Below are 26,911 nucleotides of genomic sequence, written 5' to 3' on the forward strand. Positions count from 1 at the left end.
CTGTTGTCTGTGCGGGGGGTCTGGGTTTTTTTAAAACTCCAGGGGCCGCGGGGCCCCCCCCCCGCGCCCCCCCCCCCGCAGGTCGGGCAGCGGGTGGTGGCCCGGGTCGACTGGGAGGGCTGGGCCGAGCGGGTCGCCGTCCCGGTGCACCGCGCCGCGGTACTGGACGACCGGGTCGACTTCGCCACCGCCGCCACCCTGCCGATCGCCGGCCTGACGGCGCTGCGCGCGCTGCGGGCCGGCGGCGCGGTGCTGGGCCGCGAGGTGCTGGTCACCGGCGCCACCGGCGGGGTCGGCCAGTTCGCGGTGCAGCTCGCGGTGCTCTCCGGCGCCCGGGTCACCGCGCACGTCAGCGGACCGCACCGGGCCGCCGAGGCACGGGCGCTGGGCGCCCACCGGGTGGTCGACTCGCTGGCCGCACCGGACCTGGGCCCGTTCCACCTGGTGCTGGACGGGGTGGCCGGACCGCTGCTGGCCGAGGCCGCCCGGTTGCTCGCCCCCGACGCCCTCGCAGTCGTCTACGGCGGCCACAACGGGCCGACCGGACTGCGGCTGCGCGACTTCGCCCACCACGCCCCCAACGCCCGGGTGCAGTGGTTCATCAGCGAGTACCCGGAGTCGACCAAGGGCGAGGACCTGGCGGTCCTGGCCGGCCTGGTCGCCGACGGCCGGCTGCGCCCGGTGATCGGGCGGCGGGACGACTGGACCCGCACCCCCGAGGCCTTCGAGGCCTGGGCCGCCCGCGAGTTCCGCGGCAAGGCGGTCCTGCTGCGCGACTGACGGGTGCTCAAGTGCCCCTCCAGCCGGCGCCCGCAGACTCGGTGGTACCGAAACCACCGCGAGGAGGAGCCCCCGATGACCGCACTGCCCGGCAAGGTGGTGGTCCGCGACCAGGTCGACCCGGTCCGCTGGACCGTCGAGGAGGGGCGGATCCTGCTCCGCGCCGAGGACACCGGCGGGCTCTTCTCCTTCTTCGAGCTGACCACCCCGCCGGCCGGCGGCCCCCCGGTCCACCTGCACCAGGGCATCGACGAGACCTTCTACGTGATCGAGGGCGCGTACGAGATCCAGCTCGGCGACCGGATCCACGAGGCCGGCCCCGGCACCCTGCTGTACGGCCCGCGCGGCATCGGCCACGGCTTCCGCAACATCAGCGACCGGCCCAGCCGGATGCTCTGCATCTCCACCCCGGGCGGCGCCGAGACCCTCTTCGAGGGCCTGGCCGAGATCCTCGGCCACGACGGCCCGCCGGACCGCGCGGCCGTCGCGGCGCTGGTCGCCCGGCACGACATCCAGTACCTGGGCCGCCCGGGCGAGCCGCTCGACGGCCGCCGCGCCCACCAGCCCTGACGAGGACCCACCATGACTGCCACCGAACCCGCCCTGCCCGCCGGCACCGTCGCCCTGGTCACCGGCGCCAACAAGGGCATCGGCTACCAGACCGCCCGCAAGCTGGCCGCCCGCGGCGCGACCGTGCTGGTCGGCGCCCGGGACGCCGAGCGCGGCGCCGCCGCCGTGACCGACCTGGCCGCCGGCGGCGGCGACGTGCGGCTGTGCGTGCTGGACGTGACCGACCAGGCGTCGGTGACCGCGGCCGCCGACCGGATCGCCCGGGACTTCGGCAAGCTCGACATCCTGGTCAACAACGCCGGCGTGCTGGTCGACCAGGGCGTGCCGGTGCTGGAGGTGACCGCCGACCAGCTGCGCCGCACCTACGAGACCAACGTGTTCGGCGTCGTCGCCGTCACCTCGGCGCTGGCCCCGCTGCTGGCGAAGTCCGGCCGCGGCCGGGTGGTCAACCTGTCCAGCAGCCTGGGCTCGCTCTCGGTCAACGCCGCCGAGCCGGAGCGGCTGGCCCCGTACCAGCTGCTCGCCTACAACTCCTCCAAGAGCGCGCTCAACGCCCTCACCCTGATGTACGCCAACGCGCTGAAGGACGCCGGCGTCAAGGTCAACTCGGCCGAGCCCGGGTACGTGGCCACCGACCTGAACGGGCACGCCGGCTTCGGCACCGCCGAGGAGGGCGCCGAGGTGGTGGTCCGGCTCGCCACCCTGGACCAGGACGGCCCGACCGCCAGCTTCCAGTCCGCCACCGCCCAGCTGCCCTGGTGACCACCGCCCCCGAAGGAGAGCCGACCCCGATGCGTGCCGTCCCGATCCACCGCTACGGCGGGCCCGAGGTGCTGGAGCCCGAGCAGTTGCCCACCCCCGAGCCCGGCCCCGGCCAGGTGCGGATCGCCATCGAGGCGGTGAGCGTGGGCTTCGCCCAGACCCAGATGCGGCGCGACGCCTTCCCCGCGCCGATGTGGAACCCCACCCTGCCCGTGGTGCTCGGCGGCGACGTGGTCGGCACCGTCGAGGCCGTCGGCCCGGACGTCGACCGGGTGCGGCCGGGCGAGCGGGTCGGCGCCTTCCTGATGGAGGGCGCCTACGCCGACCGCGTGCTCGCCCCGGCGGCCGCCCTGGTCCCGGTGCCGGCGGAGCTGGACGCCGCCGAGGCCACCGCGCTGCCGGGCGCCGGGCCGATCGCGGTCGGCACCCTGAAGACCGGTCGGCTGGCCCCGGGCGAGAGCGTGCTGGTGCACGCCGCGGCCGGTGGCATCGGCCACCTGTCGGTGCAACTGGCCAAGGCGGCCGGGGCCGGCCCGGTGATCGCCACCGCCAGTTCGCCGGAGAAGCTGGAGTTCGCCCGCTCGCTCGGCGCCGACGTGGTGGTGGACTACACCCGGCCCGACTGGGCCGAGCAGGTGCGCGCGGCCACCGGCGGGCGCGGGGTGGACCTGATCCTGGACAGCGTGGGCGGCCAGGTGCTGCTCACCGGCGTCCAGTTGCTGGCGCCCGGTGGCCGGTTGGTCTTCTACGGCTCGGCCGGCGGGGACAAGGCGGTGCCCGCGGTCCCGGTGCTCGACCTGGTCGGGCTGAAGTCCGTGGTCGGGTTCAACCTGTCCGCCTGGCAGCGCCTGCACCCCGAGCAGTACGCCGAGGGACTGGCCGAGCTGACGGCCTGCCTGGTGGACGGGCGGGTCCGCTCCGCCGTGCACGCCCGGCTGCCGCTGGAGCAGGCCGGGGAGGGCCACCGGATCATCGAGGCCCGGCTCCACCAGGGCCGCGTGGTGCTGGTCCCCTGACGACCCGTCACCGCCGCCGTCCGGCCGGTCCGCCCTCGGGGCGGACCGGCCGTTCGCGTTCCAGGCCGCCTCCGCCACCGCTCCACGCCCCCGCGAGGCACCGTTCCTACGGTGCCGTCACCCGAGAACGAGCGACCGGCCGACCGAGGAGAGCACATGCCCGTGGGGATCCTCGCGACGGGGGCCTACGTCCCGCCGCGGACCATCGACAACGCAACCATCAGCGCCTGGGCCGGCACCACCGAGACCTGGGTGACCGAGCGCACCGGCATCGAGGGCCGCCGGTACGCCGAGCCCGGCACCACCACCTCCGACCTGGCCGCCGAGGCGGTCCGCGACCTGTTCGAGCAGTACCCGGACGCCCGGCAGCAGACCGGCCTGCTGGTGCTGGCCACCTCCACCCCGGACCAGCCGCAGCCGGCCACCGCGGCCAAGCTGCAGCACCGCACCGGCCTGTCCGGGGTGCCCTCGCTGGACGTCAACGCGGTCTGCTCCGGCTTCCTCTACGCACTGGCGGTGGCCGACTCGCTGCTGGCCCGCGGCACCGCCGGGCCGGCCGCGCTGGTGGTGGGCGCGGACATGTACTCCACCATCATGGACCGCACCGACCGGCGCACCGTGGCCCTGTTCGGCGACGGCGCCGGCGCGGTGCTGCTGGCGCCGGTCCCCGAGGGCTACGGGATCCACGCCACCCGGCTGGTGACCGACAGCGACTACCACGAGCTGGTCGAGGTGACCGCCGGCGGCACCCGCGAGCCGCTGGACTCCCGGGCCCGCGCGGCTGGCCGGCACCTGTTCCGGATGAACGGCCCGGCGGTGCTCTCCTACGCCCTGCAGAGCGTGCCGAAGATGATCCACGAGGCGCTGGACGCGGCCGGCTGGGAGCTGGACGACGTGGACCGGGTGGTGCTGCACCAGGGCAACACCCGGATGCTGCAGGGCCTGGCCCGGCACCTCGGGGTCGACATGAAGAAGGTTCCGCTGACCGCGCCGAAGTGGGGCAACACCGGCGCGGCATCCATCCCCATCACCCTCCAGGACGCGCACCGCGAGCGGCCGTTCGAGCGGGGCGAGCGCGTGCTGCTCGCCGCGGTCGGCGGCGGCATGACCGCCGGCGCCTCGGTCCTGACCTGGTACTAGGAGGTCCACCATGAGACTTGAGAACCGAGTCGCCGTCATCACCGGCGGCACCCGCGGGCTCGGCCGAGCCATCGCGCAGCGCTACCTGGAGGAGGGCGCGCAGGTCCTCTGCGCGGCCCGCCGCCCGCACGAGATCGACGAGCTGGTCCAGCTGCACCCGGGCCGGGTGCACTACCAGCCGGTCGACGTGACCTGCCCGAAGAGCGTGGACGCGCTGATGGCCGCGGCCGAGGAGCGCTGGGGCCGGATCGACATCCTGGTGGCCAACGCCGGCCTGAACCGGGACGGCAAGGTGGACCGGCTGCCCACCGAGTCCTGGGACGAGATGGTGGCCACCAACCTGAACGGCGTCTTCTACTGCGTGCAGTCCGCCGCCCGCCGGATGGTGGCCCGCGGCAGCGGCCGGATCATCACCGTCTCCTCCTCGATGTCCAGCCGGGTGGCGATCGGCGCGGCCGGCTACTCGGCCACCAAGGCGGCGGTGGAGACCCTCACCCGGGTCTCGGCGATCGAGTTGGGGCGCAAGGGCGTCCAGGTCAACTGCCTGGCCCCGGGCGTGCTGGAGGAGGGGATGGGCGCCGAGGTGGCGGACAACCCCAAGGTCTGGGAGGCCTACCGCTCCCGCTTCTCGCTCGGCCGGGCCGGGACCCTGGACGAGGCCGCGCACGGCGCGGTCTTCCTGGCCTGCGCGGAGAGCTCCTACGTCAACGGTCACGTGCTGGAGGTCAACGGAGGTCTGCTGTGGGCCTGAACGAGTCGAACCAGCAGCCGCGGGTGCGCCTGGAGGTGGCCGACGGGATCGGCACCATCCTGCTGGACCGCCCCCCGGTCAACGCCCTGGACACCCTGGCGCAGCGGCAGTTGGAGCAGGTAGCGCAGCAGGCGGCGGACCGCACCGACGTGCGCGCGGTGGTGGTGTACGGCGGGCCGCGGCGGTTCGCGGCCGGCGCCGACATCCGCGAGATGGCCGGCATGTCGGCGGGCGACATGACCCGCTGGGCGCGCCGGCTGCAGGAGGCCTTCACCGCCGTGGCCGACATCCCCAAGCCGGTGGTGGCCGCGGTCAACGGCTTCGCGCTGGGCGGCGGTTGCGAGCTGGCGCTGACCGCCGACCGGCGGGTGCTGGCCGAGGACGCGGTGATCGGACTGCCCGAGATCCAGCTCGGGGTGATCCCGGGCGCCGGCGGCACCCAGCGGCTGGCCCGCTTGGTGGGCACCGCCCGGGCCAAGGAGATCGTCTTCACCGGACGACCACTGACGGCCCGTCAGGCCCTGGAGATCGGGCTGGCCGACCAGGTGGTGCCGGCCGACCAGGTGCTCAAGGAGGCCACCGCCTGGGCGGCGCAGTTCACCACCGGCCCGGCGCTGGCCCTGAAGGCCGCCAAGCAGGCCGTCGACCTGGGCGCGAGCACCGACCTGCGGTCCGGCCTGCTGATCGAACAAGCGCTGTTCGCCGGGCTGTTCGGCACCGCCGACCGCCGGGCCGGGATGGGCTCCTTCGTCGCGCGGGGCCCGGGGCAGGCCGAGTTCAGCGGCAACTGAGCCCGCGTCCAGGCCCGTTCGAGCGGTCGGCGCCACCCTTTCTGCTCAGCAGCGCACCCTCGCGTCCTCCGCAGCAGCGCACCCTTGTCACCTCTTCCGCAGGAGCACACCCATGGCACTCCCCCAGAACGGCGCCAAGAGCGGCCCCGCGCCCGCCCGCCCGGCCTGGCTGCCCGCACTCGACGGCATGCGCTTCGTCGCCGCCATCATCGTCTTCCTCTTCCACTTCGCCTTCCAGATGCCGTTCAAGGACCACTGGGCGGCGACGAACTACATGAGACTGCTGGAGAAGGCCGGCCCGATGCAGGTGGGCTTCTTCTTCGTGCTGAGCGGTTTCATCCTGACCCTGATCGCCAAGCCGGGTGAGCCGCTGTCGCTCTTCTTCCGGCGCCGGATCACCAAGGTGGTCCCGAACCACCTGGTGGCCTGGACGATCGCCCTGGTCTCGATGCTCGCGGTCGGCCTGACCGTCGACTGGCACAGTGCGCTGCCGAACTTCTTCATGCTGCACCCGTGGTTCCCGCAGTCGAAGATCTTCTTCAGCATGGACTTCGTCAGCTGGTCGCTGGCGGCGGAGGCGTTCTTCTACGTCTGCTTCCCGCTCTTCCACAAGCTGGTCAACAAGGTCCGCCCGGAGCACCTGTGGTACCTGGCCGGCACCCTGGTCGCGATCACCTGGGTGGTCCCGTTCCTCGCGAACCTGCTGCCCGCCAAGCCGATGTTCTTCACCATCCCGACCTACCACGTCTGGTTCATCCAGCAGTTCCCGCCGACCCGCGCCGTCGACTTCGTGCTCGGCATGGTGATGGCCCGGATCGTGCTCACCGGCAAGTGGATCAACCTGCCGCTGCCCGCCGCCATCGGCCTGCTCTTCGGCGGCTACCTGCTGTCCTCCAACATCGCCGAGCCGTGGAGCTTCGTCGCCGCCACCAGCGCGCCGATCGCCCTGGTGGTGGCCGCCGCGGCCACCGCCGACATCAAGGGCACCTTCTCGCCGTTCCGCAGCAAGCTCTTCGTCCGCGGTGGCGAGCTGGCCTTCGCCTTCTACCTGATCCACTGGATGGTGCTGGACTTCGGCCACGTCGCGCTCGGCGCCGAGAAGTCCTTCTCCACCCCGGTGGCGATCGGCCTGGGCGTCTTCGCCTTCGCCGTCTCCTGGGCGCTCGCCTGGCTGATGAACACCTACATCGAGCTGCCGGCGATGCGCCGCTGGGCCCGCCCGGGCTCCAAGGCCGCCGCCCGCAACGCCGGCACGATCGTGGCCCCGACCCTCGCCCCGGCGCCCGAGCGGGAGCCCGCCAAGGTCGGCTGAGCCGGCCGGACGGGGCCGGCTCCCCCCGGCCCCGTCCGCCCCTCCTCCCCTCCCACCCTCCGAGCAGCAAGGCAGTCCGATGCGCGTCGACCCTGATGTCTCCCACCTGCTCCAGCAGTACGGCGATCCGCGGGCCGCGGTCGCGGAGCTGCTCTGCGACCGGCACCCGGCGCAGGCCACCGCCTTCACCTTCGTGCACGCCGACCTGTCGGCCACCGACCTGACCTACGGCCGGCTGCGCGAGCGGTCGGCCGCGCTGGCCGGCCGGCTGGCCGCCGCCGGGCTCGGCCGCGGGGACCGGATCGCCACCCTGATGGGCAAGTCCGAGCAGCTGGTGGTCGCGCTGCTGGCGATCTGGCGGCTCGGCGCGGTGCAGGTACCGCTGTTCACCGCGTTCGGGCCGCAGGCGGTGGCGGCACGGCTGTCCGGCAGCGGCGCGAAGCTGCTGCTGGCCGACGCCGCCCAGGCGGACAAGGCGCACGGGCTGCCGGTGGTCGTCCCGGTCGTCGGGGCGGACGGCGGCACCCGGTGGCCCGGGCTGCCGGAGGACGCCGAGCCGCTGGCCGAGCCGGTCGCGGTCGGCGGCGACCAGCCCTTCGTCGAGCTCTTCACCTCCGGCACCACCGGCGCCCCGAAGGCGGTCCCGGTCCCGGTGCGGGCGGTCGCGGCCTTCCACTCCTACCAGGAGCACGCACTGGACCACCGGGCCGAGGACGTGTTCTGGAACGCCGCCGACCCGGGCTGGGGCTACGGCCTCTACCAGGCGGTGATCGGCCCGCTCGCGCTCGGCCGGCCCGGCCTGCTGGTCGAGCCCCGGTTCACCGCCGAGACCGCCACCGCGGTGCTGGCCGGCCGCCGGGTGACCAACTTCGCCGCCGCACCGACCGCCTACCGACTGCTGCGGCAGGCCGGGCTGGCCCCCGGCGCCACCCCGCTGCTGCGCTGCGCCTCCTCGGCCGGCGAGCCGCTGGGCGCCGAGGTGCTCGACTGGGCGCACCGCACCCTGGGCATCCCGGTGCGCGACCACTACGGGCAGACCGAGCTCGGCATGGTGGTGGCCAACGCCTGGGCACCGCAGCTGCGCCGGTCGCTGCACCCGGGCTCGATGGGTCAGCCGCTGCCGGGCTGGTCGGTGCGGGTGCTCCGGGCCGAGCAGGACGAGCCCGCCGCCGCCGGCGAGCTGGGCCGGGTGGTGGTGGACCTGGCGGCGAGCCCGCTGATGTGGTTCACCGGCTACCGCGGCGCGCCCGCCCGGACCGCGCAGCGGTACAGCCCGGACGGACGCTGGTACTACACCGGCGACACCGGCCACCAGGACGACCGCGGCAACCTCTTCTTCGCCGCCCGGGACGACGACGTGATCATCATGGCCGGCTACCGGATCGGCCCGCACGAGGTCGAGGCCGTGCTGGACCGCCACCCGCTGGTGCTGGAGTCCGCCGTGGTCGCGGCCCCGGACGGGCTGCGCGGCGAGGTGGTCGAGGCGCACGTGGTGCTGCGCGAGGGCGCCGCGGCCGGCCCCGGTCTGGCCGCCGAACTGCAGGCCCTGGTGAAGACCGGCCTGTCGGCGCACGCCTACCCCCGCACCGTCCACTTCGTCGCCGAACTGCCCCGCACCCCCAGCGGCAAGGTCCAGCGGGCCGCGCTGCGCGGCCCCGCCCGGGCGGCCTGACCGGTCGCACCGGCGGCGGGCGGCGGGCGGCCTCCGGTTGCCGCCCGCTGCCCGCCCCCGAACGATGGGAGGGTGAGCGAGCAGCGCGGCTATCTGCGATTCCCCCACCTGACGGGCCCTCTGCTGACCCTGACCGCCGAGGACGACGTCTGGCTGGCCCCGCTCGAACCGGACGGTGCGTCAGGCCGGGCCTGGCGGCTGTCGGCCGACCGCACCCGGGTCAGCCACCCGAGGCTCTCCCCCGACGGCGCGACCGTCGCCTGGACCAGCTGGGCCGCGCTCACCCCCGAGGTGTGGACCACCCCGGCGGCCGGCGGACCCGCCACCCGACTGACCTACTGGGGCAGCCAGGACACCCGGGTGCGCGGCTGGCTGCCCACCGGCGAGGTGCTCGCCGTCACCTCGTACCACGAGCCGTTCGCCCACTACACCTGGGCGCACGCGTTGCCGCTGGACGGCTCGCCCGCCCGGCGCGAACCCTGGGGCCCGGTGCGCGACGCCCAGGTCACCGCCGAGCACACCCTGCTGCTCACCGGCGCGGCCCCGCACGAGCCCGCCGCCTGGAAGCGCTACCGCGGCGGGGCCACCGGCCGGCTCTGGCTGGACGGCGCCCAGCTGCTGCCCGACCTGCCGGGCCACCTCGCCTCCCCGATGCTGGTCGACGGCCGGGTCGCCTTCCTGAGCGACCACGAGGGCATCGGCAACCTCTACTCCTGCCGCCCCGACGGCTCCGACCTGCGCCGGCACACCGACCACGCGACCTTCTACGCACGCGAGGCCGCCACCGACGGCCACCGGATCGTCTACCAGCACGCCGGCGACATCTGGCTGCTGGACGGCCTGGCCGCCCCGGGCCCGCACCGCCTCGACCTGCGGCTCGGCGGCGCCCGGGCCGGCCGCCGGCCGTACCAGGTGACCGCCGCCCGCAACCTCAACGACCTGGTCTGCGACGCCACCGGCCGGTCGGGCGTGGTGGGGGTGCGCGGCAGCCTGTACTGGCTGACCCACCGGGACGGCCCGGCCCGTGCGCTGGCCGACACCCCCGGGGTGCGGGCCCGGCTGCCGGTGGTGCTCGGGCACACCGGCGAGGTGGCCTGGGTGACCGACGCCGAGGGCGAGGACGCGCTCGAACTGGCCCCGCTGCCCGGCGCCGGCGCGACCCACCCGGCCCGTCGGCTGGCCGCCGGACAGCTGGGCCGGGTGCTGGAGCTGGTGGCCGCCGCCGACGGGCGCCGGGTGGCCTGCGCCGCCTCCGACGGCCGGCTGCTGCTGGTGCACACCGCCGACGGCGCCGTGCGCGAGCTGGCCCGCTCCAGCCACGGTCCGATCCGCGGCCTGGCCTTCTCCCCCGACTCGCACTGGCTGGCCTGGTCCCAGCCGGCCGCCGGCCGCTCGCTGCGCCGGATCCGGCTGCTGCGCCTGGCCGCGCCGGACCGGGAGGAGGGGGAGCAGCCGGTCGAGCCGCTGCCGGTGGACGTGACCGACGGCCGGTTCGAGGACGAGCAGCCGGTCTTCACCCGGGACGGCCGCTACCTGGTCTTCCTCTCCTGGCGCGGCTTCGACCCGGTGCACGACGTGCACACCGGCGACCTCTCCTTCCCGCTCGGCTGCCGCCCGTACCTGGTGCCGCTGGCCGCCGACACCCCGTCGCCGTTCGCCGCCCCGGTGGGCGACGAGTCCGACCCGGCCCCGGGCGACGGCACCGTGCTGGTGGACCCGGAGGGGATCGGCGACCGACTGGTGCCGTTCCCGGTGATCGCCTCCAAGTACTCCTCCCCGGCCCCGGTGCGCGGCGGCCTGGTGTGGCTGCGCTGGCCGATCTCCGGCGCGCTCGGCCAGACCTTCGCCAGCCCCACCGACACCTCCGGCCGCCCGGCGCTGGAGCACTTCGACCTGGCCGGCGCCACCCGCTCCACCCTGCAGGAGCAGGTGGACGGCTTCGCGGTCTCCGGCGACGGCGGCGCGCTCACCACCTTCAGCTCGGGCGTCATGAAGCTGCTCGCGCTGTCCGGCGCCGCGGTCCCGGTGGAGCTGCGCCGGATCACCCACACCGTGCAGCCGGCGGCGGAGTGGCACCAGGCCTACCACGAGGCGGCCCGGCTGGTCCGCGACCAGTTCTGGGACGAGGGGATGGGCGGGCTGGACTGGCCGGCCCTGGTGGCCCAGTACGAGCCGCTGCTGGACCGGATCGCCTCCCCCGACGACTTCGCCGACCTGCTGCGCGAGCTGCTCGGCGAGCTCGGCACCTCGCACGCCTACGTCACCCCCGCCCGGCGCGGCGAGGGCCCGGCGCCGGTGCAGCAGCCGCTCGGCCTGCTCGGTGCCTCGGCCGCCCGGGAGCCGGACGGCCGCTGGCTGCTGCGCCGGATCCTGCTCGGCGAGTCCTCGGACCCGCGGGCCCGCTCCCCGCTGGCCGGGCACGGCCTGCGCGAGGGCGACGAACTGGTGGCGGTCGGCGGGCGACCCCCGGACCCGGTGCGCGGCCCGGCCCCGCTGCTGGCCGGCGCGGGCGGGGCCACCGTCGAACTGGCGGTGCGGCGCGGGGCGGACGGGCCGGTGCGCCGGGTCGCCGTCACCCCGCTGACCGACGAGCGGCCGATCCGCTACCAGGACTGGCTGGCCCGCCGCCGGACGCTGGTCCGCGAGTTCAGCGACGGGCTCTGCGGCTACCTGCACATCCCGGACCTGGGCGGCTCCGGCTGGGCCCAGTTCAACCGCGACCTGCGCCGCGAGCTGGACCGCCCGGCGCTGGTGCTGGACGTGCGCGGCAACGCCGGCGGCAACGTCTCCGAGCTCGTGCTGGAGAAGCTGACCCGCCGGGTGCTGGGCTGGGACCGCACCCGGGGCCGGCGCGCGGTGCGCTACCCGCGGGACGCGCCGCGCGGCCCGGTGGTGGCGCTGGCCGACGAGGCCACCAGCTCGGACGGGGACGTGATCATCCTGGCGGTGAAGCTGCTCGGCCTCGGCCCCGTGGTCGGCCGGCGCACCTGGGGCGGCGTGGTGGGCACCATCGGCCGGCACGGGCTCGGCGACGGCACCCAGATCCAGATCCCGACCACCGCCTCCTGGTTCGTCGAGGGCCACGGCTACGGGGTGGAGAACCACGGGGTGGCGCCGGACATCCCGGTGCTGCGCTCGCCCGCCGACTGGGCCGCCGGGCGCAACACCGAGCTGGCCGAGGCGGTCCGGGTGGCGCTGGAACTGCTGCACGCGCACCCGTCCGCCGCTCCCCCGCCGGTCGACACGCCGCGGCCCGACCTGCGCCGCCCGCCGCTGCCGCCCCGGCCGTAGGGCCGGCGCACGCGGACGCGGGGCGGGCCCGGTCTCCCGGGCCCGCCCCGCGCGGAACGGATCAGCGGCGGCCTACCGCTCCCATTCGTGGCCGCCCTCGCTCTCCATGTCCGTCTCGGCCTGCTGCAGCTGCTCCTCGCCGTCCTGGGCGCCCTTGCCGGTGAGGTTCCCCATCGCGTCCGCGGCGGGCGCCGGCATGTGCTCGGCGGCCTGCTGTCCGGCGTCCGTGGCCTTCTCCTTGGCGGTGTCGGCCATCTGGGCGGCCTTCTCGCCGTGGTCGCCCATCATGCCCCTGAGCTTGTCCATCAGGCCCATGTCTCCTCCTCGCGGTTCGATCGACCTGGGCAGTCCCAACATGGCACCGGTCACGGCACGCCGCACGTCGGGCGGTGTCAGGCGATCCAGCCGGCGGTCAGCGCCTGCACCCGCGCGCCGTCGGCGTCGGACAGCTTGGCGGCGGTGAAGGCGCGGGCCGCGTCCGAGGTCTGGATCCGGAAGGCCGGGCGCTCGGCGGCCAGCAGCTCGACGATCGGGGCGGCCGCCTGCTCCGGGGTCTGCGCGTTGGCGAACGCGTCCCTGGTCCGGGCCAGGTAGTTCACCAGCGCGGGGGCGTACGGTCCGGCCTGCTCCACCAGGTCCTCGGTGAAGCCGACGTTGGCGACGAACTCGCTGCCCACGGCGCCCGGCTCCACCACGCTGACCGACACCCCGACGCTCGCCGCCACCGGGGCCAGCGACTCGAAGTACCCCTCGACCGCGAACTTGGCCGCGCAGTACGCCTCGTTGAACGGCTGGCCGACCACCCCGCCCACGCTGGTGACGGCGATCAGCCGGCCGCCGGCGGCGCGCAGCAGCGGCAGCGCGGCCCGGGTCACGTTGAGCACGCCGAAGAAGTTGACCTCCAGCACCGCGCGCACCGCGGCCACGCTCTCCTGCTCCAGGGTGCCCAGGTGGCCGGCCCCGGCGTTGTTGACCAGTGCGTCCAGCCGGTCCAGGCCCGCCAGGCAGGCCTGCACCGAGGCGGGGTCGGTCACCTCCAGCGCGCGCACCTCGATCGCGTCGCGCACCCCGGCCGCCGCCGCGGCGGCCAGCAGCGGGCCGGCCTTGGCGGTGTCCCGCATGGTGGCCAGCACCCGCCAGCCGGCCCGGGCCGCCGCCACCGCGGTGGCCAGGCCGATGCCGGAGGAGGTACCGGTGATCAGCACGGTCTTGGTCTCGGTCATCGCCGCAGCCCCATTTCCTTATGAGTCATAACCAATATGCTTCATAACTATGGGGTGGGACATTTCAGCTTGTCAAGCACCTCGGTAGACTGGCCCGCATGTCCACACCGCCGCCGCCCGCACTCACCCGGGAGGTCCTCGGCCTCTTCGCCGCCGTCAACCGCCGCTACGCCGAGGAGTCGGAGGCCGCCGCCGGGGCGCACCGGCTGACCCCGCTGCAGGCCAAGGCACTGCAGGCGGCCGGGTCGCCGGTGCCGATGCGGGAGATCGCGGCGCGGCTGCACGCCGAGCCGTCCAACGTGACCGCGATCGTGGACCGGCTGACCGCGCGCGGCCTGGTCGAGCGCCGACCGGACCCGGCCGACCGGCGGGTCAAGCTGGTCGCCGCCACCGGACCGGGCCTGGTGGTGCTGGCCGACCTGCGGGTCCGGATGCCGTTCGCCGCGGACCCGCTGGCCGCGCTGGACGCCGGGCAGCAGGCCGCGCTGCGCGACCTGCTGAAGCTGGTCCTGGAAAGCTGACCCTGGCTAGTGCCGCGTCAGGCAACCTTTGCCCGTCAAGGAGCGGCGTCCGGTGCGTGCTCTCGGCGTGCCGGGCGGAGGCCCTCGTACTGGGTCGTACTTGGGTTTTCGTCCGGTGCGGCGAGAGTGCGTGCCTGGGGGCACCTCCCGGCCGAAGGCTGGGGGCGGGTCGCGACGGGGCGAAGGTTGCCTGACGCGGCACTAGGGTTCGATCATGACGAATCGCCTCCGCGCCAAGCAGTTCCACGAGACTCCCGACCTGGCCGACTGGCGGGTGCTGGGCGAGGGCGCCTGCGCGTACTTCCGCACCGGTTCGCTCGCACTGGGCGCCCGACTGCTGACCGCGCTGGCCGACCTGCCCGGCACCTCGGCGGGCAACCCGGACGTGGACGTGCGCCAGGACGGGGTGACGGTCCGGCTGATCACGGTCGACCCGGACTACTACGGGCTCACCGAGGAGACGGTCGAGCTGGCCCGGGCGGTCTCCGCCACCGCGGCCGGGCTGGGCCTGGTGGCCGACCCGGCCGCGGTCGGCACCGTGCAGGTGACCGTGGACGCGCTCGACGTCCCGGCGGTGGCGGCGTTCTGGCGCGCACTGCTGGGCTACGACGTCCGCAGCGGCAGCCCCGAGGACCTGATCGACCCGCGCCGGCGCGGCGCCCCGTTCTACTTCCAGCAGTTGGACGCGCCCCGCACCGAGCGCAACTGCCTGCACGTGGACGTCTGGGTCCCGTACGACCGGGCCGCGGACCGGATCGCGGCCGCGCTGGCCGCGGGCGGCACGCTGGTCAGCGACGCGTACGCGCCGGGCCACTGGGTGCTGGCCGACCCCGAGGGCAACGAGGCCTGCGTCGGCACCGCGGGCTACCCCGACGCCCGGGACTGACCGCCGGTCAGGGCCGGGGCGCCACCCGGCCCGCCACCAGCACCCCGGCCAGGGCCACCGCCACCACCACCGCCAGGCCCGCGCCGCCGTGCCGGCCCGCCGCCGTGTAGAGCGCCCCGGCCACCGCCATCACCAGCACCTGGCCCAACCCCCGGGCGGTCTGGAAGGCGGCGGTCCAGTAGCCCTGCTCGGCCGGCGGGCACTGCGCCATCAGCAGGACCAGCAGGCTGGGGGCCAGCAGCCCCATCCCGACCGCCGCCACCACCAGCGCGGCCCCGGCGGTCGCGCCGGGCAGCACCGGCAGCACGCCCAGCGCCCCGAGCACGGCGGCCGGCAGGACGACCGCCGTCCCGGCCCGGACCAGCCGGTGCCGGGCCACCCCGGCCCACAGGTGGCCCTGCGCCCAGGACGCCGCGGCCCAGGCGACCGCCCCACCGGCGAAGGCCAACCCCTGCACCGCGGGCGGGATGTGGCGCTCCGTCACCATGACCAGCGGCACGAACGACTCCAGGGTGAAGTAGCCGCCGGAGCCGATCGCGCTGAGCAGCACCGCCGCGGGCAGGCCCCGGGCCGCGCGCAGCGTGCCGGGCGGCAGCAGCCGCGGCAGCCCGGCCAGCAGCAGCCCGAGCCCCGGCAGCGCGAGCAGCAGGTGCGCCGCGTCCGTCCCCGAACCGGCCAGTTGCAGGATCCCGGCGCCCACCGCCACCAGCGCACCGGCCCCGAGCCCGGTGCGCACCGTCGCCGCGGCCGGCCCGCCGCGCCGGCCGGGCACCACCGCCAGCCCCGCCGCACTGAGCGCGGTGAGCACCGCCAGGCCGTGGAAGACCCAGCGCCAGCCCACCCACTCGGTCACCGCACCGGCCAGCGGCGGCCCCACCAGGGACGGCACCACCCAGGCGCTCGCCATCAGCGACAGGGCCCTGGGCCGCAGGTCGGCGGGGTAGGCGCGGGCCACCGAGACGTTCACGCCGACCGTCACCAGCGCCGCCGCGAACCCGTCCAGGCAGCGGGCGCCGACCAGGTGCCAGACCGAGCCGGCACTGCCGCACAGCAGCAGCGCCAGCACCGACAGGGCCAGCCCGGCCGCCAGCGGCCGCCGGGCACCGAACCGGTCGGCCGCCCGTCCGGCCACCACGCCGCCGAACAGTCCGGCGGTGACGAAGCCGCCGTAGGCCAGCGCGTAGAGCCGCAGGCCGTGCAGCTCGCGCACCGCCACCGGCACCGTGGTCATCAGTCCGAAGGCCGCGCAGCCCACCAGCGCGTTCATGGCGGCGAGCCCGGTGCTGGCCCTGCGGTGGGCCCGGCCGAACAGCCCCGGCGGGGCGGCGGTTGCGAGCTGAAGCACGAGGGCCCCCGTTCGTCGGCGACGAAGGGGGCCACCCCCTCCGGCAGGGGCCAGTGGTACCACCGGGACGCCCGGCCGGACGGGGATTTTCGCTATGTGGACTAGACCATGACCAGGGGTCAGGACCGGGCTCAGCCGGTGACGCTGGTCGCGCCGGTCTCCAGGTGGCCGGTGAACCGCTGCGACCAGCTGCTGTCCGAGGACACCGTGACGGTGAAGTCGTACCAGCCGTTGCAGAGCGCGACCTGGTTGAAGTAGTCGCTGACGTTGGCGCCCGGCTGCACGGTGTAGGTCCAGCTGCCGCTGCGGTACTGGTTGGAGGTGATGGTGAAGGTCACCGCCGCGGTGCCGGCGTTGGCGAGCTTGAACCAGACCGCCGTCTTGCCGGTGTCCGGGGCGGCCGCGTAGGAGGCGGTCGCCGCGCAGGTCTTGCCGGCCTTGGTGGCGTCGCCGGTGAAGCGGCGCAGGAACCGGTTGGGGCCGACCACCGTCAGGTCGTACTTGCCGGCGCCGTAGTTGGTGCCGCAGTTGAAGAAGTCGCTGGTCGAGCCGCCCGGCGCGACCGTGTACTGCCACGGGCCGCCGCTGCGGTAGGCGTTGGCGTAGGCCGCGAAGTGCGCCGAACTGCTGCCGGTGCCCTGGGCGTTGTCCATCGCGAGCCAGACCTTGATCACGCCGCCGGTGCCGAACTCCAGGTGGTCCAGGTTGGCGTTCGGCTGGTAGGGCAGCGCGCGGGCCGGCCGGGTGCCGCTCTCCTGCGCGGGCAGCGCGTTGTTCACCGGCGCGGGGTTGGACAGCGGGCCGCAGGTGGACAGGCCGATGGTCTGCGAGGTGTCGGGCAGGCTCGGCATCCCGTAGACCGGGTTGGCGAAGTCGAAGACGCTGGTCAGGTCGCCGCAGACGGACCGGCGCCAGGCGCTGATGTTGACGCAGGAGGCCGGGGTGCCGAGCGCCGCGGTCCACTTCTCCATGAAGCGCAGCACCGAGGTGTGGTCGAAGACCTCGGAGTTGACCCAGCCGCCGCGGGTCCAGGGCGAGACGGCGATCAGCGGGACGCGGAAGCCGAGACCGATGTTGGTGCCGCTGTAGAACTCCCCGGCGGTGCCCGCCGGGGCGGCCGGCGGCGGCACGTGGTCGAAGAAGCCGTCGTTCTCGTCGTAGTTGATCAGCAGCACCGTGGAGTTGAAGACGTTCGCGTCGGCGTTCAGCGCGTCCATCACCATGTGCACGAAGTGCGCGCCGTCCTCCGGGGTGGCGTACGGGTGCTCGGAGGACTGCTGGTCCGCGACGATCCAGGAGACCTGCGGCAGGGTGCCGGCCACCACGTCGGCCTTGATCGCGGCCGCGATGTCGTCGGGGGTGCGGCCGGTGACCTTCGGCACCGAGCCCATGCCCTTGACCGCCAGCGCGCTGCCGGCCGGCGCGCCGGAGAACTGGGAGAAGTAGGCCAGCGCGTTGTCGCCGAAGTTGTCCGCGGCGTTCTGGTAGACCTTCCAGGAGACGCCCGCGGCCTCCAGCGCCTCGGCGTAGGTCTGCCACTTCAGGCCGGACTCGTCGCCGCCGTCGTACGCCGGGCCGCCCGCGGTGCCGCTCGGGTCGATCATGCCGGACCAGTGGTAGGTGCGGTTCGGGCCGGTGGCCGAGAGCACCGAGCAGTGGTAGGCGTCGCAGACGGTCCAGTTGTCGGCCAGCGCGTAGTGGAACGGGATGTCGGCGCGCTGCAGGTAGCCCAGGGTGCGGTTGGTGCGCTTGGCGGAGACCCAGGCGTCCATCTTGCCGCCGTTCCAGGCGGCGTGCTGGTCGGACCAGGCGTGCGAGAGGTCGCCGTTGCACTGCGAGACCAGCTCGCTGCTGCCCGAGCTGAACGCCCACGGGTACTGCCGGGAGCCGCTGTTGGGCTGGTTGAAGACCGAGTAGCCGCCGGAGAGCAGGATGGTGGCCTTGTCGCCGAAGCCGCGCACGCCCTGCAGGGTGCCGAAGTAGTGGTCGAAGCTGCGGTTCTCCTGCATCAGGATCACCACGTGCTGGACGTCGGTGATGGTGCCGGTGGTGCCGGCGGGCGTGGCGGCGGCCGCCCGGGTGGGCGCGGCGCCCACCGTGCCGGCGACGGCGGCACCGGCCGCGGTCGCGGCGGAGGCCGCCATGAACGTCCTGCGGCTCAGCTCTGTCATCGGGGAATCGCCAACCCTTCGGTCTCACCAGCGGGATCAGGTTGTGTGTACAACTGGACCGCGCGCCATCCTGGACCACCGGGTGCTGCCCTGCCGAGACCCCGGACCGAGGATTGTCGGACTGTTCTCCCGGGCGTCAGCGGGCGGCCGCGCGGTGAACTGCGGGCCGCCCCGAGTTGTCCGGCCTACCCGTCCTTCACCGTGACGCCGAGCGCCCGGGCGAACTGCGGGGCGAGCTCCAGCAGCTGGTGGGTGGAGATCACCGCGCCGCGCAGGCCCTCGTGCCCGTCGGGCAGGTCCAGCCGGGTGGCCCCGCGCAGGTCGACCTCGGCGAGCCGGGCCCGGCCGAACCGGACCTGCTCCAGCGAGCTGCCCGGGAAGGAGACCTTGGTCAGCTTCGCCCCGCCGAAGTCCACGTCCCGCAGCTGGCAGTCCTCGAACACCACCTCGCGCAGCACCGCGGCCCGCAGGTTGACCGCCTCCAGCTTGCACTGGCGCAGCGTCAGCCGGCGCAGCTGCGCGCCGTGGACGGCGACGCCGGCGAGCAGGCTGCCGGTCACGGTGCCGTCCTGCCACTCGGTGTCCGCCAGGTCAGTGGCGACCAGCCGGCAGCCCTCCAGCCAGACCTCGACGAACCGGGCCTGGCGGAGCTTGCCCTCGCTCACCGTCACCCCGGTGAAGGCGCACTCCAGGAAGCTCGCCCCGCCCGCCTGCGCCCCCGTCAGCTCCAGGGCGTCGAAGTGCGCGGTGTCGTACCGCTCGTCCCGGCGCAGCGGCCCGGAGTGCGGCTGGAGCAGGTGGGCGTAGGGCAGGTCGGCGAGCGGCACGGGGGTTCCTCCCAGGACGGCGGCGGTCAGTCGATGGTCGCAGGCAGCGCCGACGGTCGGGCGTGCAGCCACACCCCCACCGCCACCGCGGCCGCCGCCACCAGGCCGGCCGCCGGCACCCCGGACCCGCCCAGCAGCGTGCAGAGCAGCACGGCGACCGCCGCCACCGGCAGCACCCACTGCGCGGTGCCGCGCTTGCCGTGCCGCGAGTGCAGCAGCCACACCGTGAACAGGTAGAGCGCCGCCGGCACGGTGACGGCGGCGGTGGCGGCCGCGGCCGAGACGTGCGCCTTGCCCACCGCGTGCTCCACCGCCACCTCCAGCCCCGCCCCGATCGCGGCGGCCGCGCCGAACACCACGAAGTGGCCGTAACCCCACAGGAAAGCCTGCCGGTTGGACCGCAGGTGCTGGTGGATCGGCGCGGCGAAGTAGATCCACCAGGCGGCGAAGCAGAGCAGCAGCCCGCCGATCGCGATCGGCACCAACTCGCCGAGCGCGTCGTGCTCGTCCACCGCGCTCTGCACCGCGACGGTGGCGGCCGAGACCGTCTCGCCGAGCACGATCAGGGTGAACAGCCCGTACCGCTCGGCGATGTGGTGCGGGTGCCAGGTGCTCTGCACCCGCCGCTCGGCCACCGCCGGGACGGCCAACTCCGCCAGCACGCCGAGCGGGAAGACCCAGGGCACCGCCGAGGCCGGCAGCAGCAGCACCAGCACCCAGCCCAGCTGCACCAGCGCGATCCCGGCCGCGTAGCCGCGGGCCATCCGCCGGGCCGCGCCCTGCTCGCCCTGCGCGGCCCGCAGCCACTGGGTGACCTGGGCCAGCCGCATCACCACGTAGCCCAGCACGCCCAGGGTGAAGTCCCGCTCGGTGAACAGCCGCGGGATGCCGGCCGCCAGGATCAGCGCACCGGTGATCTGCACCAGCGTGGTGATCCGGTACGGCACGTCGTCGCAATCGTAGGCGGAGGCGAACCAGGTGAAGTTCATCCAGGCCCACCACACGGCGAAGAATGCGAACAGGTAGCCGACCAGGGCCACCCGCAGGTGCCCCTCGGCCAGCGCCACCGCCAGCTGCCGCCCCGCCTGGGCCACCGCGACCACGAAGCAGAGGTCGAAGAAGAGCTCCAGCGGGGTGGCCGTGCGGTGCGCCTCGTCCCGCCGCCGCGGCACCATCCGGCGCACCACGACGTCACGGGTCTGGGCGGTGGGACTGCTGGTCATCGGCGGTGCGCCTCCCGGCTCGGACGGACGGGAGCGGGCCACCCCCGAGCCGATGGTGACAGTCGGGAGTGGTCTGCGCACGCACCGCGACCGCCGGTCACGGCCGAGCCCACCCGGTCGCCGACGTCCGGCTCCCGCTGGCGTCAAGCCGAGTTGACGCCGACGTGCGCGAACCGGGTGACACCGTTCCCGACAGGTCGCGGCCGACGGGTGTCGCGGGATGCGTCCGCCCCGATTGCCCCGATACATTCCTTCCCAGTGGCACGGCGAGAAGGGCGTCCTGCGGGCATCGCGGAAGGTCAAGGCCGGTGCGGCGAGTTCGGGGAGGGCTCCCTTCCCGACGCCCTCCGGCCTCGTGATCACCGCGCTGCCCGACAGCGCGCCCGTTCAGCGCCGCCGGCCCACCGTCACTTCTCCCAGCCGACCTTGGTGTAGTCGGTGTCGGCCAGCCCGCTGGCGCCGAAGTTGGCCAGCCCCTTGCGGTACGCCGTCACCTGCGGGCGCTGGTAGAGCTCCACGGTGTGACCGAGCTCCCAGATCCTGGCGTCCGCCTGGTTGTAGAGCTTGGCCGCCTGCACCGGGTCCAGGGTTGCCGCGGCCTGCTTGAGCAGGCCGTCGATCTCCGGGGTGCTCAGCTTGGAGAAGTTCTGGAACACGTTGTCCCCCTGCGGCGCCTGGTAGAACGGCAGGATCGCCGAGGGCGGGAAGGAGCCGGTGTTGCGCCAGGTGGCGAGGTCGAACTTGCCGACGTCGAGGTACTTCTCGTCGAAGTCGTTGGCCGGCACCTTGTCGACGTCCAGCTTCACCCCGACCTGCTGCAGCATGTTCTGGGTCGCGGTGGCCAGGTCCACGGTGGTCTGCGGGGAGCCGTCCGAGATCACGAAGTGCAGCTCCAGCGACTGGCCGTCCTTGGTCCGCGGGCCGGAGCCGTTCTCCTGCCAGCCGGCCGCGCTCAGCAACTGCTTGGCGGCGGCCGGGTCGTACTTCCCCCACTCCCCCGAATTGTCCTGGTAGCCGGCCTGGTTGGTCATCAGGATGTGGTTGCCGAGCAGCGGGAACTGGATCGGCACGCCCTGGTTCACCACCTTGGTCAGCGAGGCCCGGTCCAACGCCTTGCCGAGCGCCTGGCGCACCTTCTGGTCGGCCAGTGCGCCGTTGGAGCCGAAGGAGATGTGCACCTCGTCCCACGGGCTGGCCGAGCGGATCACCGCGTTCGGGCTGGCCTTCAACTGGCTGTAGGAGTCGGCCCGGTTGGCGGCGGCGTAGTCCACCTCGTTGTTGAGGAAGGCCTGGGTGATCGCCGGGGTCGCCATCACCCGGTAGACGAACTTGTCCAGCTTGGGCTTGTTCCCCCACCACGTGGGGTCCGGCACCACGGTGATGGTCTGCGCCGACTTGTCCAGCGAGCCGATCTTGAACGCGCCGCCGGTGATCGGCACCTTCTCCAGCCAGCCCTTGTTGAAGGCCTCCGGGGTGGCGATCCCCGCGGCCGGCAGCAGCGGGTAGAACAGGCTCTGCCAGTCGGCGAACGGCTTGTCGAAGGTGACCTTGACCTCGGTGGCGTCGGCCCCCTGGGAGACGTCGCCGATCTGGTCGTAGCCGGTGGTGGTGGCCGCGTTGAAGTCCGGGTTCTTGCCGTTCGCGGCCTGCCAGAGCGCCTTGAAGTCGAGGTAGCTCAGCGGCTTGCCGTCCGACCAGACCGCCTTGGGGTTGAGCTTGTAGAGCACCACCTGCGGCGAGGTGGACACCACGGTGGCGGACTGCAGGAACTCCGGCACCGGCCGGTAGGTGCCGGTGGCGTCGACCCGGAAGAGCAGCGGCTCGATCATCTTCATGATCTCCACCGCGTCGCCGTAGGTGCCGTCCACCTGGAACGGGTTCCACTGCGTGACCCACTGCTGCAGCGGCTCGCGCAGCTCGCCGCCGTCCTTCAGCTTGTCCAGTGGTTGCGGGTTGATGTCCTGGGCGTCGAGTCTGGGCTGGGCGCTCTTCCCGGCGTCCGAGCTGTTGCCCGAACTCCCGCCGGCACCGCAGCCGGTCAGGGCCAGGGCGAGCGCGCCGGCGGCGACCAGCAGGGCGGCCGGGCGGCGGTGCACGGGTGCGGTGGCATCCATGGCGGAGCTCCTCCGGTTCGAAGGCGGGTGTGGCGAGACTTGAAGGTGGGCAGACAAGTCTCCGAGTCGGTGAGCAGAACGTAACAGCGCTTCAGTTCGCCCACCAGGGTTCGGTGTTCACTTCTGATCGATCGTCATCCCGGGCAATGTGATCGCAACACCGCGGCCAAAACCGGGTGCAAGACTCTGACCTGGCAGTTCTCCGGAAATCCGATCCGACGGCTGCACGAGTCTTGACCGAACGTTCGGCCGGTGGTCAGAATTCCGCTGCGCGAAGCTGCACCAACCATCCCTGCTACGAAGGCAATTGGTCATGATCCCGGCTCCGCCCGGCGGCCGCTGATGCTGCGCTATCTGGCGAAGCGGCTCGCCTACTACCTGGTCCTGCTGGTCGCCGCGGTCTTCCTGGCCTATGCGCTCTCCAGCGCGGCGCTCGACCCGCGCGCCTACTTCGAAGAGAAGCACCCGCGCCCCTCGGCCGCCTCGGTGGACCGGCAGTTGACCGCGCTGGGCATCAACGACCGCACTCCGGTGGTGGTCCGGTTCGGCCACTGGGCCGGGGGCGCGCTCCACGGCGACCTCGGCCGCACCATCCACGACACCTCGGTGAACGCGGACTTCGGCCGCCGGATCTGGGTCTCGCTGCGGCTGCTGGTGGTCGGCAGTCTGCTCGGCATGCTGCTCGGCGTGCTGGCCGGTGCCTGGAGCGCGGTGCGCCAGTACCGGATCTCCGACCGGGCGCTGACCATCGGCTCGTTCGTGCTGCTCTCCACCCCAGTCTTCCTACTGGCCCTGTTCCTCAAGAACGGAGCCATCGCCGCCAACCAGGCCTCCGGCCACCAGCTGATCAACTTCACCGGCTACGAGACGCCGGGGCTGACCGGGGGGATCGGCGCGCACCTGGCCGACTGGGGCGTGCACCTGCTGCTGCCCACCCTGTCGCTCGCGCTCACCGGCCTGGCCACGTACAGCCGCTACCAGCGCGGCACCATGCTGGACGTGCTCGGCTCGGACTACCTGCGCACCGCCGAGGCCAAGGGGCTCAGCCGCCGCCGGGCGCTGCTCAAGCACGGGCTGCGCACCGCGGTGATCCCGATGTCGACGCTGTTCGCCTACAACTTCCTGTCCATCTTCACCGGTGCGGTCTTCACCGAGACGATCTTCGGCTGGCACGGCATGGGCGAGTGGTTCATCAACGCGATCCGGGAGAGCGACACCAACTCCGTGGTCGCGGTCAACCTGTTCACCGCGGTCACCGTGCTGGCCTCCGGCTTCCTCGCCGACACCCTGCACGCCGCCCTCGACCCCCGGGTGCGTGGCTGATGACCAGTGGATCCCCGACGACGACCGGACCCGGCGCGGGACGCGGCCGCCTGGTGGCGGCCCGCCTGCTGGCCGCCCCCGGCGTGCTGGTCGGCGGCACCGTGGTGCTGCTGCTCTTCCTGCTGGCCTTCGTCGGCCCGTACCTGACGCACTGGAGCTACACCGACGTCGACTACGCCTCGCTGCGCCAACCCCCCTCCGCCCAGCACTGGTTCGGCACCGGCGGGCTGGGCCAGGACGTCTACGCGCAGACCCTGCGGGGGCTGCAGAAGTCGCTGATCATCGGTCTGCTGGTGGCGCTGCTGTCCACCGTGCTGGCCGGGCTGGTGGGCGCCTGCGCCGGGTACTTCGGCGGCTGGACCGACCGGCTGCTGATCTTCTTCGTGGACCTGATGCTGGTCTTCCCCGGCTTCCTGGTGATCACCATCATCTCGCCGCGGTTGCGCAGCGCCGGGTGGCTCGCCTTCGTGGTGCTGCTCGCCGCGTTCAACTGGATGATCACCGCCCGGGTGGTCCGTTCGATGACCATCTCGCTGAAGGAGCGCGAGTTCGTCCGGGCCGCGGAGTTCATGGGGGTGCGCCCACTGCAGGTGATCTGGCGGCACATCCTGCCGAACTGCGCCTCCTACCTGATCGTCGACGCCACCATCGCGGTCGGCTCCGCCGTGATGAGCGAGACGGCGCTCTCCTACTTCGGCTTCGGCGTGAAGGCCCCGGACGTCTCGCTCGGCACCCTGATCGCCGACGACACCGACACCGCGCCCACCTACCCGTGGACCTTCTACTTCGCGGCCGGCCTGCTGGTCCTGTTCGTGCTGGCGGTCAACCTGGTCGGCGACGGGCTGCGCGACGCGCTCGACCCGACCAGCGAGGCCGGCCGGCGGCCCGCCCGCAGCGCCCGCCGGTCCGCCCGCCGGGTGCCCGCGCCGCGCACCGACTCCCCCGTCCCGACCGTCGACAAGGCCACCGCGTGACCACCACGACCGCCCCCCTGCTCGCCGTCCACGACCTGCGGGTGGAGTTCGCCGCCGCCCGCGGCCGGGCGGCCACCACCGCGGTGCGCGGCGTGGACCTCACCCTGTCGCGCGGCGAGACGCTGGGCATCGTCGGCGAGTCCGGCTCCGGCAAGTCCGTCACGGCGCTGGCCGTGCTCGGCCTGCTGCCCGGCACCGCCACCGTGCGCGGCTCGGTCGCGCTCGACGGGCGCGAGCTGGTCGGCCTGCCCGCCCGCGAGCTCGCCGGGATCCGCGGCCGGCGGATCGCGATGGTCTTCCAGGACCCGCTCTCCGCCTTCACCCCGGTCTTCCGGATCGGCGACCAGATCGCCGAGGCGGTCCGGGTGCACCAGCGGGTGGACCGGGCCGCCGCCCGCCGCCGGGCCGCCGAGCTGCTGGACCTGGTCGGCATCCCCGACCCGGCCCGGGCACTGGACAACTTCCCGCACGAGTTCAGCGGCGGCATGCGCCAGCGCGCCATGATCGCCATGGCGGTGGCCAACGAACCGGACGTCCTGCTCGCCGACGAACCGACCACCGCCCTCGACGTGACCATCCAGGCCCAGGTGCTGGACGTGCTGCGCACCGCGCGGCGCGAGACCGGCGCGGCCCTGGTGCTGGTCAGCCACGACCTCGGGGTGATCGCGCAGATGGCCGACCGGGTCGCCGTGATGTACGCGGGCCGGGTGGTGGAGAGCGCGCCGGTGGACGCGCTGTTCGCCGCACCGCACCACCCCTACACCCTGGGGCTGATCGGTGCGGTGCCCCGACTGGACCGGGCCGGCGGACCGCTGGTGCCCATTCCCGGCCAGCCGCCCGCGCTGCACGCGCTGGCGCCGGGGTGCCCGTTCGCCGACCGCTGCCCGCTGGTGCTGCCCGAGTGCCGCACCGCCGAGCCGGCGCTGACCGGGCCCGCCGGGCACCTGGCCGCCTGCCTGCGCTCGGCCGAGCTGGCCGCCGACCGGCCGGCACCCGCCGAGGTCTACCCGGTGCCCGACCTGCCGCCGGCCCCGGCCCCCGCCGACCGCGAGTCGCTGCCGCCGGTGCTGGAGGTGGCGGGGCTGCGCAAGACCTTCCCGGTGCTCCGGGGCACCGTCTTCAAGCGCAAGGTCGGCGAGGTGCACGCCGTGGACGGGGTGCGGCTGGACATCCGCGCCGGCGAGACCCTCGGCCTGGTCGGCGAATCGGGTTCGGGCAAGTCCACCACCCTGTTCGAGGTCCTGGGCCTGCGCCGGCCCGAGGCGGGACGGATCGCGGTCCTGGGCCAGGACACCGCCGCGCTCTCCGCCGAGGCCGCGCACCGGCTGCGCGCCCGGGTGCAGATCGTCTTCCAGGACCCGATGGCCAGCCTGGACCCGCGGCTGCCGGTCGGCGACATCATCGCCGAGCCGCTGCGCGCCCAGGGCGCCGACCGGGCCCGGATCGCCGACCGGATCCCCCGGCTGCTCACCCAGGTCGGCCTGGAGCCGGCCCACGCCACCCGCTACCCGCACGAGTTCTCCGGCGGCCAGCGGCAACGCGTCTCGATCGCCCGGGCGCTGGCGGTGGAGCCGGAGCTGCTGGTGCTGGACGAGCCGGTCTCGGCCCTGGACGTCTCGATCCAGGCCGGCGTGCTCAACCTGCTGCGCCGGCTGAAGGCCGAGCTCGGGCTGGCCTACCTGTTCGTCTCGCACGACCTCTCGGTGATCCGGCACCTGGCCGACCGGGTCAGCGTGATGTACCTGGGCCGCACCGTCGAACAGGGTCCGGTGGCCGAGGTCTTCGACACCCCGCAGCACCCCTACACCCGGGCGCTGCTCTCCGCCGTCCCGCTCCCCGACCCGGTCGCCGAGCGCCGCCGCGAGCGCATCCTGCTCCCGGGCGACCCGCCCTCCCCCACCACGCGCGCCGTCGGCTGCCCGTTCCGCCCGCGCTGCCCGGTCTACGCGGGCCTGTCCGCCGCGCAGCGTCCGCGCTGCGAACGCGAGGCGCCCGTTCTGGACCCGGTCGCCCCGCACGCGGCCGCCTGCCACCACCCCGCCGGGTAGCGCCGCCGGGCCCGCCCGGCCCGGCGCGGCCACCCGGGCACGATTCGGCGTTTCCCCGCACGTCGTGTACTGTTTCCCAGGTCAGCAGGCGCCGCTAGCTCAGTTGGTTAGAGCAGCTGACTCTTAATCAGCGGGTCCGGGGTTCGAGTCCCTGGCGGCGCACCGACGGCC

The 26,911-nt window shown here is 74.1% G+C and carries 22 protein-coding genes and 1 tRNA gene; 16 read left to right on the forward strand and 7 right to left on the reverse strand.

Going from position 1 to position 26,911, the window contains the following annotated elements:
• Nucleotides 1-96: 96 nt before the first annotated feature.
• The 10 genes from ACFW1A_RS18175 to ACFW1A_RS18220 all read left to right on the forward strand — a co-directional run bounded on the left by ACFW1A_RS18175 (nt 97) and on the right by ACFW1A_RS18220 (nt 12,085).
• Nucleotides 97-780 carry a zinc-binding dehydrogenase gene (locus ACFW1A_RS18175; protein WP_380410097.1) on the forward strand — a complete coding sequence of 228 codons (684 nt, stop codon included), beginning with the start codon at nt 97-99 and terminating at the stop codon, nt 778-780.
• A 75-nt stretch (nt 781-855) separates the two neighbouring features.
• Nucleotides 856-1,350, forward strand: coding sequence for a cupin domain-containing protein (locus ACFW1A_RS18180; protein ID WP_380410098.1), 495 nt, complete (start codon nt 856-858; stop codon nt 1,348-1,350).
• A gap of 12 nt (nt 1,351-1,362) precedes the next feature.
• On the forward strand, nt 1,363-2,112 hold the full coding sequence (locus ACFW1A_RS18185; RefSeq protein ID WP_380410099.1) for an SDR family NAD(P)-dependent oxidoreductase: 750 nt from the start codon (nt 1,363-1,365) through the stop codon (nt 2,110-2,112).
• 29 nt (nt 2,113-2,141) lie between these two features.
• The gene (locus tag ACFW1A_RS18190) at nt 2,142-3,128 is read left to right on the forward strand and encodes a zinc-binding alcohol dehydrogenase family protein (RefSeq protein WP_380410100.1); all 987 of its coding nucleotides are present in this window, start codon (nt 2,142-2,144) and stop codon (nt 3,126-3,128) included.
• 156 nt (nt 3,129-3,284) lie between these two features.
• Nucleotides 3,285-4,268, forward strand: coding sequence for a 3-oxoacyl-ACP synthase III family protein (locus ACFW1A_RS18195; protein WP_380410101.1), 984 nt, complete (start codon nt 3,285-3,287; stop codon nt 4,266-4,268).
• A 10-nt stretch (nt 4,269-4,278) separates the two neighbouring features.
• Nucleotides 4,279-5,019 carry an SDR family NAD(P)-dependent oxidoreductase gene (locus tag ACFW1A_RS18200; RefSeq protein WP_380410102.1) on the forward strand — a complete coding sequence of 247 codons (741 nt, stop codon included), beginning with the start codon at nt 4,279-4,281 and terminating at the stop codon, nt 5,017-5,019.
• Nucleotides 5,010-5,810 carry an enoyl-CoA hydratase/isomerase family protein gene (locus tag ACFW1A_RS18205; RefSeq protein ID WP_380410103.1) on the forward strand — a complete coding sequence of 267 codons (801 nt, stop codon included), beginning with the start codon at nt 5,010-5,012 and terminating at the stop codon, nt 5,808-5,810. Before ACFW1A_RS18200 ends, ACFW1A_RS18205 begins: the two co-directional genes overlap by 10 nt.
• 112 nt (nt 5,811-5,922) lie before the next feature.
• Entirely contained in the window at nt 5,923-7,122 is a 1,200-nt protein-coding gene (locus ACFW1A_RS18210; RefSeq protein WP_380410104.1) for an acyltransferase family protein, read from the forward strand.
• A gap of 79 nt (nt 7,123-7,201) precedes the next feature.
• Complete coding sequence (locus ACFW1A_RS18215) at nt 7,202-8,794, forward strand: AMP-binding protein (protein ID WP_380410105.1); 1,593 nt, start codon at nt 7,202-7,204, stop codon at nt 8,792-8,794.
• A 72-nt stretch (nt 8,795-8,866) separates the two neighbouring features.
• The gene (locus ACFW1A_RS18220; RefSeq protein WP_380410106.1) at nt 8,867-12,085 is read left to right on the forward strand and encodes a S41 family peptidase; all 3,219 of its coding nucleotides are present in this window, start codon (nt 8,867-8,869) and stop codon (nt 12,083-12,085) included.
• A 72-nt stretch (nt 12,086-12,157) separates the two neighbouring features.
• Here ACFW1A_RS18220 and ACFW1A_RS18225 read toward each other — a convergent pair whose 3' ends face one another.
• Nucleotides 12,158-12,391, reverse strand: coding sequence for a hypothetical protein (locus tag ACFW1A_RS18225; protein ID WP_380410107.1), 234 nt, complete (start codon nt 12,389-12,391; stop codon nt 12,158-12,160).
• A gap of 86 nt (nt 12,392-12,477) precedes the next feature.
• A complete protein-coding gene (locus tag ACFW1A_RS18230; protein ID WP_380410108.1) occupies nt 12,478-13,308 on the reverse strand; it encodes an SDR family NAD(P)-dependent oxidoreductase in 831 nt (276 codons plus the stop codon).
• A gap of 98 nt (nt 13,309-13,406) precedes the next feature.
• Here ACFW1A_RS18230 and ACFW1A_RS18235 point away from each other — a divergent pair, with 98 nt between their 5' ends.
• Both ACFW1A_RS18235 and ACFW1A_RS18240 read left to right on the forward strand, forming a co-directional pair.
• Complete coding sequence (locus tag ACFW1A_RS18235; protein ID WP_380410109.1) at nt 13,407-13,829, forward strand: MarR family winged helix-turn-helix transcriptional regulator; 423 nt, start codon at nt 13,407-13,409, stop codon at nt 13,827-13,829.
• 214 nt (nt 13,830-14,043) lie between these two features.
• Nucleotides 14,044-14,715, forward strand: coding sequence for a VOC family protein (locus ACFW1A_RS18240; RefSeq protein ID WP_380410110.1), 672 nt, complete (start codon nt 14,044-14,046; stop codon nt 14,713-14,715).
• Nucleotides 14,716-14,722: 7 nt separating this feature from the next.
• On the opposite strand, the gene ACFW1A_RS18245 is transcribed toward ACFW1A_RS18240, so the two are convergent.
• The 5 genes from ACFW1A_RS18245 to ACFW1A_RS18265 all read right to left on the reverse strand — a co-directional run bounded on the left by ACFW1A_RS18245 (nt 14,723) and on the right by ACFW1A_RS18265 (nt 22,395).
• On the reverse strand, nt 14,723-16,060 hold the full coding sequence (locus ACFW1A_RS18245) for an MFS transporter (RefSeq protein ID WP_380410111.1): 1,338 nt from the start codon (nt 16,058-16,060) through the stop codon (nt 14,723-14,725).
• A 131-nt stretch (nt 16,061-16,191) separates the two neighbouring features.
• Complete coding sequence (locus ACFW1A_RS18250; protein WP_380410112.1) at nt 16,192-18,231, reverse strand: phosphocholine-specific phospholipase C; 2,040 nt, start codon at nt 18,229-18,231, stop codon at nt 16,192-16,194.
• A gap of 185 nt (nt 18,232-18,416) precedes the next feature.
• The gene (locus tag ACFW1A_RS18255; protein ID WP_380410113.1) at nt 18,417-19,058 is read right to left on the reverse strand and encodes a pentapeptide repeat-containing protein; all 642 of its coding nucleotides are present in this window, start codon (nt 19,056-19,058) and stop codon (nt 18,417-18,419) included.
• A gap of 26 nt (nt 19,059-19,084) precedes the next feature.
• Nucleotides 19,085-20,281: a low temperature requirement protein A gene (locus ACFW1A_RS18260; protein ID WP_380410114.1), complete on the reverse strand. Its 1,197-nt coding sequence runs from the start codon at nt 20,279-20,281 to the stop codon at nt 19,085-19,087.
• Nucleotides 20,282-20,688: 407 nt separating this feature from the next.
• On the reverse strand, nt 20,689-22,395 hold the full coding sequence (locus ACFW1A_RS18265; RefSeq protein WP_380410115.1) for an ABC transporter family substrate-binding protein: 1,707 nt from the start codon (nt 22,393-22,395) through the stop codon (nt 20,689-20,691).
• Between the two features lie 342 nt (nt 22,396-22,737).
• Here ACFW1A_RS18265 and ACFW1A_RS18270 point away from each other — a divergent pair, with 342 nt between their 5' ends.
• The 4 genes from ACFW1A_RS18270 (at nt 22,738) to ACFW1A_RS18285 (ending at nt 26,902) form a co-directional block, all read left to right on the forward strand.
• Nucleotides 22,738-23,718 (forward strand): ABC transporter permease, encoded by a 981-nt coding sequence (locus tag ACFW1A_RS18270; RefSeq protein ID WP_380410116.1) that lies wholly within the window; start codon nt 22,738-22,740, stop codon nt 23,716-23,718.
• Nucleotides 23,718-24,692 carry an ABC transporter permease gene (locus ACFW1A_RS18275; RefSeq protein WP_380410117.1) on the forward strand — a complete coding sequence of 325 codons (975 nt, stop codon included), beginning with the start codon at nt 23,718-23,720 and terminating at the stop codon, nt 24,690-24,692. The genes ACFW1A_RS18270 and ACFW1A_RS18275 overlap by 1 nt, the downstream gene beginning before the upstream one ends.
• Nucleotides 24,689-26,740, forward strand: a complete 2,052-nt coding sequence (locus ACFW1A_RS18280) for a dipeptide ABC transporter ATP-binding protein (protein ID WP_380410118.1) — start codon at nt 24,689-24,691, stop codon at nt 26,738-26,740. The genes ACFW1A_RS18275 and ACFW1A_RS18280 overlap by 4 nt, the downstream gene beginning before the upstream one ends.
• An 88-nt stretch (nt 26,741-26,828) precedes the next feature.
• Nucleotides 26,829-26,902: transfer RNA gene (locus ACFW1A_RS18285), tRNA-Lys, on the forward strand.
• The last annotated feature ends 9 nt before the right edge of the window (nt 26,903-26,911 follow it).

This window comes from Kitasatospora sp. NPDC058965 (genome assembly GCF_042741245.1).
In the GTDB taxonomy this organism is placed as follows: Bacteria; Actinomycetota; Actinomycetes; order Streptomycetales; family Streptomycetaceae; genus Kitasatospora.